This window comes from Spirochaetales bacterium (assembly GCA_016930085.1).
Lineage (GTDB): Bacteria > Spirochaetota > Spirochaetia > SZUA-6 > JAFGRV01 > JAFGHO01.
On the sequence record JAFGHO010000089.1, the window covers coordinates 1 to 5,084 of the forward strand.

The 5,084-nt window shown below is 51.0% G+C and carries 5 protein-coding genes; 2 read left to right on the plus strand and 3 right to left on the minus strand.

Annotation, left to right across the window (positions count from 1 at the left end; all coding sequences use genetic code 11):
* Positions 1 to 46: 46 nt before the first annotated feature.
* From JW881_15355 to JW881_15365, 3 genes are all read right to left on the minus strand, one after another.
* A complete protein-coding gene (locus JW881_15355; GenBank protein MBN1698893.1) occupies positions 47 to 892 on the minus strand; it encodes an MBL fold metallo-hydrolase in 846 nt (281 codons plus the stop codon).
* A 110-nt stretch (positions 893 to 1,002) separates the two neighbouring features.
* Positions 1,003 to 1,992 (minus strand): Gfo/Idh/MocA family oxidoreductase, encoded by a 990-nt coding sequence (locus JW881_15360; protein MBN1698894.1) that lies wholly within the window; start codon positions 1,990 to 1,992, stop codon positions 1,003 to 1,005.
* A 4-nt stretch (positions 1,993 to 1,996) separates the two neighbouring features.
* Positions 1,997 to 2,617: an RlmE family RNA methyltransferase gene (locus tag JW881_15365; protein ID MBN1698895.1), complete on the minus strand. Its 621-nt coding sequence runs from the start codon at positions 2,615 to 2,617 to the stop codon at positions 1,997 to 1,999.
* 143 nt (positions 2,618 to 2,760) lie between these two features.
* Between JW881_15365 and JW881_15370 the strand changes: the two genes are divergently transcribed.
* Positions 2,761 to 4,005: a hypothetical protein gene (locus tag JW881_15370; GenBank protein ID MBN1698896.1), complete on the plus strand. Its 1,245-nt coding sequence runs from the start codon at positions 2,761 to 2,763 to the stop codon at positions 4,003 to 4,005.
* A gap of 158 nt (positions 4,006 to 4,163) precedes the next feature.
* Positions 4,164 to 4,772 carry a hypothetical protein gene (locus JW881_15375; GenBank protein MBN1698897.1) on the plus strand — a complete coding sequence of 203 codons (609 nt, stop codon included), beginning with the start codon at positions 4,164 to 4,166 and terminating at the stop codon, positions 4,770 to 4,772.
* The last annotated feature ends 312 nt before the right edge of the window (positions 4,773 to 5,084 follow it).

Consider the following 5,084-nt stretch of genomic DNA (forward strand, 5'->3'; position numbering starts at 1 on the left):
GTAAGCCGCGGTCACCCGCGCGTAAGCCGCGGTCACCCGCCCGGGGCTACATATCATAATAATGCCATTGTCTGGCAAGACCCGCGAAGCCGTATTCCTTTATCTTGTCTTCGAACTGGGCGAAGTTATCGCCGTAATGCATGAGGATCATCTTCGATTTCAACTGCGCCGGAAGGGTCTTCAGTTCTTCGATCGACGCGTGAACACCACCGGTAAAGAACTGGCAATCGTGGAATATGAGTTCGAACTCGAAAATCGCGTCGTAGACCTCGACAAGATCGCGGTCGAATTTCGTATCGCTCGTAAACATGACCTTGTTATCGATGATGAGCCCGCTGGACCAGAAGGCCGTCTCCCAGGTGAGAGACGAATCGGGGATGTGCATGGTACGGAAAATCTTGATATTTATCGATCCGACATCCGCTTCGCTCGTCTCCCGCGGGTAATCGGGAAGCCATCGGGGACGGATGATCTCGAAAAAATCGGCGAAATTCAACAACTTTCCCGCCTCTTCCTCATTGAATCCAGAACCCCCGCGCAGCGAGTTGTCCCAGAGAAAGTGCTGGTAGACTTCATTGATGACGATAAACGGTTTCTTCCGCGTCATATACCGGTTCATCAGCATGACCTCTTCGAGTCCCCCGATGTGGTCCGCGTGCGAGTGTGTGATGAGGAAGTTGCGCACATCGGTAATGGGCATGCCGAGTTCGTAAAACGCCTGCGGCGTTTTTGTCCCGCAATCGATCAGCAGATGATCCTTCCCTTTGATGATTATCGCGTTCGTCTGGTAATGGAGTTTTGAAAACGCGCTTCCAACACCGATAAAAAAGAACGAAAGTTTTCCGTCATTCGTCAGCGTAAGCGGCTTTCCTTTCAATTTTCGTATATTCATTAGTATTTCATCTTCCTTCTCGTTAAATATTACTGATAATATAGTTAATTAACGGGAAAAAGTCCAATAATCTAAAATGGTAATTGAGCCGTTCCCGATATCGGCCGCGTTCATCTCTTGCTGAAGGAGACGATATCATGGATGACCCTGACGGCCATATAACCGTCATAACCCGAGGAAACAGGCCGCCGCTTCTTTTCCTTTTCATTCAAGACGGCGACCGCGTCCGCCAGCATGCCGCTGAAATAACCGGTCTTTCCGGAAAAACGGCCGGTTTTTTTCCTCAATGACCGCATCTTTTCATAATAGGGACTTGGAACGCTTTCATATTCCTCATACACCCCGTTTCCGATTCTTATCATTCCTTTCGGAAAATGGAGGTCCAGCTCGAAAACGAGATGGTCCCTGTTGCACGCGGCGTCGATTGTCGCATGGATGCCTTCCAGGTAAAGGATGATGACACATTCACCGCCCTTTTTCCGCATGTCACCCCGCACAGCGTCGACCCTGACCTCTCGGCCCGAAAAAAACCGCAGCATATCGATCATATGCGTCCCGTCCTCCCAGAGCATCTCGCGCACACTCCCCCCTTCACCCATAAAAAGCCTGCAATGGACGCCGAGCACCTCCCCGTACCGTTTCCCGTCGATCAGCTTTTTTACCCGGCCGTAATCACGCGAATACCGCCGTTCATGATTCACCATCAGAACAGTCTCCGACGCCGATGTGATACCGATAATCTCCTCCGCCTCCCCGATCATTTCCGAAAGCGGCTTTTCACAGACCACAAGCGGTATTCCGGCATCGACCGCTTTCGCGACCAGTTCCCTGTGTGTAGCCGGGGGGGTTGCGATACAGAGGATATCGGGCCTTTGAAAAGCGATCAGCTCATCCAGGGACAGAAAGACATTCGGGCAGTTCCACCGCTTTTCGAAAGCCCTCAGGCGTTCGCCGTCGACGTCACACCCCGAAAGAAGCACGCAGCGGGGATTATCGACGATCGCGCCCGTATGCGTCGCGGGCTTTTCACGAAGCCTGTCGTCCTCGAGACTCGAACCGATCCTGCCGAGTCCGGCGACGGAACAATATATTTTTTTCATTCCCTTAATCCCAGCCGGGACGGCATCGATCGTTTTTTCCCATAAACCCGATTCCGATATAATAGATTTCCATGGAGGCCTTTTTCGAAGCACGGGGTTTGAAGGCCTTTACCCTCGAAAACTCATCCTCCATACGCCGGTACAACGTCCGTTCGTCTCCCCCCTGGAAAATTTTTATCACGAGATTGCCCCCTTCATCCAACACCGTAACGGCGAGCTCGAATACCCTTGCCGCAAGCTCGTACGAACGCGCCGTATCGACAATCCTGTCTCCCGTCGTCGAGGGCGCGGCGTCACTCAATACGGCGGTGTACGGCCCCATCCCCGAAATCGTCTCCGCGACCTCTTCAGAAAATATATCGCCGCATATGAAGCGAAAAGCGGCCGTGTTCCGGGAATCGAGTTTCATCTCCGCCGGATCGACCCCCACCACGCGCCCCCCAGGACCCGCCTGCTTCAGGGCAAAAAGACTCCAGCTTCCGGGCGCTGATCCGATATCGAGTACCCTGTCTCCTTTTTTAACGATGCGGTATTTTGCCTGCATTTCCTCCAGTTTATACACCGAACGGGCCGGGTATCCTTCATCGCGGGCTTTCTTCGCGTAATGGTCGGATGTATGCTTCATGATGACAGCCTATCGCATTTTCGGAATTAATGCCATCATATCTTTTATCAATTTCGATTTTCCACGCATCTTTTCTTGATATCCCCCGCCGTTATGAACATAATTAATGGAGACGTTCCATCATTCTTTGAAAGGAGGTACTAATGAAACGAATAGCAATGTTATTTTTACTTCTGGCCTGTGTTATTGCGTCGGGCCACGCACAACAACCTCCCAAAGTAAGCGTCCTGCAATACACCCAGCTTCCCGCCTCATTTTACAAAGAAGGCGACTCGAACCTCATAACATGCGCCTTGAGTTATGACGGGAAGGTCGCCGTTCAGATACAGGCGAATTTCGCACAGCCGGGTGAAGGCAGGCGCTACGATATCGCAACGGGGCGGCAGACCACTTTCTGGAAAAACTCGGAGATCAAAGCAGGGCAATACACCTGGTTCGCCCGCGAAGGATATATTCGGCTATCGCACAATGGTTCGGTCGTTGTCTTCGATGCATATGTCGGGGGAAAGAACAAGACCCCGGCGGATCCGTGGGGGGCGGCCGTCATCGTCAAACCGACGTCCGTGACAGGAGGCGCGAAAATATTCGATCTGAAACAGTTTCTCAAAAGCCGGGACCCGGATATCGACGGCGCAAGGGGCATCTCCGGCATGGATATGAATACGGACGGGTCCGTCATCTATGTCACCGTTCCCTACCACAAAAAAGGGGACAGCGACCATGCGCGGTCCTATCCGGTGCGCGTCGCCGTCATTGAAATCAATCCGAACGAGAACAAGATGACCCTGCATTCGACGGCATCCTCCGGCGAACAGTATTACCCCTTCGGAACGATCACCACAAACGCAAGCGGCAAAACCTTCTCATACAAAGGCGCAGGACCCGGCGGCAAGGACACCTGCTCCTATCTCTTTACCGGCCAGTGGGTGGAACGCTTCGGCCACTATCCGGTTACCGGAGAAAAAATGACCGGCGTCAACGCGTGGCAGGACAGGGGGGGGCCGGTGATCATGGGAAAAGGCGACGGCTCCTATGTCTTCATCCATCCACAGGAAAAGGGTCCGGTGATCGCCTTCAACTGGCGTTCAAAAGGCATCCTCAAATTCGGAACATCCCAGACGGGGACATGGAGCATCCCCTCGTACGCCGACGGCAGGTTTGCGAGCTATGACGGCGACCACCTCTTTTATATGGGCGGCAGCGACTGGGTCTGGTTCGACCTTCAGAAATCTCCCTGCATCCTTGTCCCCCAGAAACCTCAGACAAAACTGAGCATCCCGCTTCACAACAATGTCTTCATGTCCGAGGACGGCTCCACCCTTCTGTTGCTCGAGGGGAAAGGAAACACCAGACGCCTTGTCGTTCTGACTGTGGCGGCGCCGGGGTAGCATATCGCCGGGAAGGGGACGTCTACAATATCGCCCGCGTTATGTTCCTGGTATATTTTTTCTCCGTGAACGCCGAAGGGGATCCGTCTCCACCGTATGGTATCCCGATATTTCATTTGTTCTTTTGACATAATCCGCCCGACGTGATACGATCGGTCATGGAAGATATCGGATTTATAACATCACCTTTCGGGAGAATGATAACCGGCCATATCCTCTTTATATTCTCCGGCGTTTTTTATTCCATACACTGGGTGCTCAATTATTACAGGAACACAGACGAACCTCATATACCGTCACAACTCTTCATTATTGTTTCCCTCCTCCTGGGTATTGCCGGCGCCGTACTGCTGGCATACACCCTCTTCACTATTGCGAATCAAATCACCGGGCAATTTAAAATTCAGCATATCGTCCTCATCAGTATCGCCTTTTTTATCATATCGCTTTTGATAACTTCAATCGTCTTTCACCGCAGGTTTACCTCCGAGATTTTTTTTATCGTCCTCTGGGCGGGAATTGAAGCCGGCTGCATCTACGCGTTTTACCGTCTCGGGTGGTTTTCCTTGCCGCAGTTTACCGTATCGCTCATATGTGCTTTTATTTGTCTTGCCGCCGGCATGGTCTGCTATACCATTCACTACAAACTGCCGGCACGGCAGCAATTCATCAACGGATTGATACCGTATATCGTCATCTCTTTCTCCATGCTGATAACTACCGTCATGTTGTTTGTCAATAAAATTACCGGGGCACTGCGGATGTGACGGCGGCAGGGTATCAGGTGAGATCTGATATTATCCGCTTTTTTTGTCAGGTTGTTGTGGGAGTTGCTTTTTTTTCTTCGCGCGGCGTGATCGGGTTCGATTATAGTATTGGGGTTACTACGGATTACCCGGTAAAGAACGGATTACGCGGCGACGGGAATGTTGGTGCAATATTAAAAAACTGGATGTCTTTATAATTCGTATAATATCTTCTGGAAATAATATTATTAACTCAACTTTCGCACCAATAAATGCTTATAATATAGAAAAATAAAAGACAAGAATACTCACAAATGATAAAATATGAGTGAA

Bases quoted from the DNA above. Each gene is read 5' to 3' on its own strand.
- JW881_15355 (MBN1698893.1), bottom strand. From the start codon at position 892: ATGAATATACGAAAATTGAAAGGAAAGCCGCTTACGCTGACGAATGAC.
- JW881_15360 (MBN1698894.1), bottom strand. From the start codon at position 1,992: ATGAAAAAAATATATTGTTCCGTCGCCGGACTCGGCAGGATCGGTTCG.
- JW881_15365 (MBN1698895.1), bottom strand. From the start codon at position 2,617: ATGAAGCATACATCCGACCATTACGCGAAGAAAGCCCGCGATGAAGGA.
- JW881_15370 (MBN1698896.1), top strand. From the start codon at position 2,761: ATGAAACGAATAGCAATGTTATTTTTACTTCTGGCCTGTGTTATTGCG.
- JW881_15375 (MBN1698897.1), top strand. From the start codon at position 4,164: ATGGAAGATATCGGATTTATAACATCACCTTTCGGGAGAATGATAACC.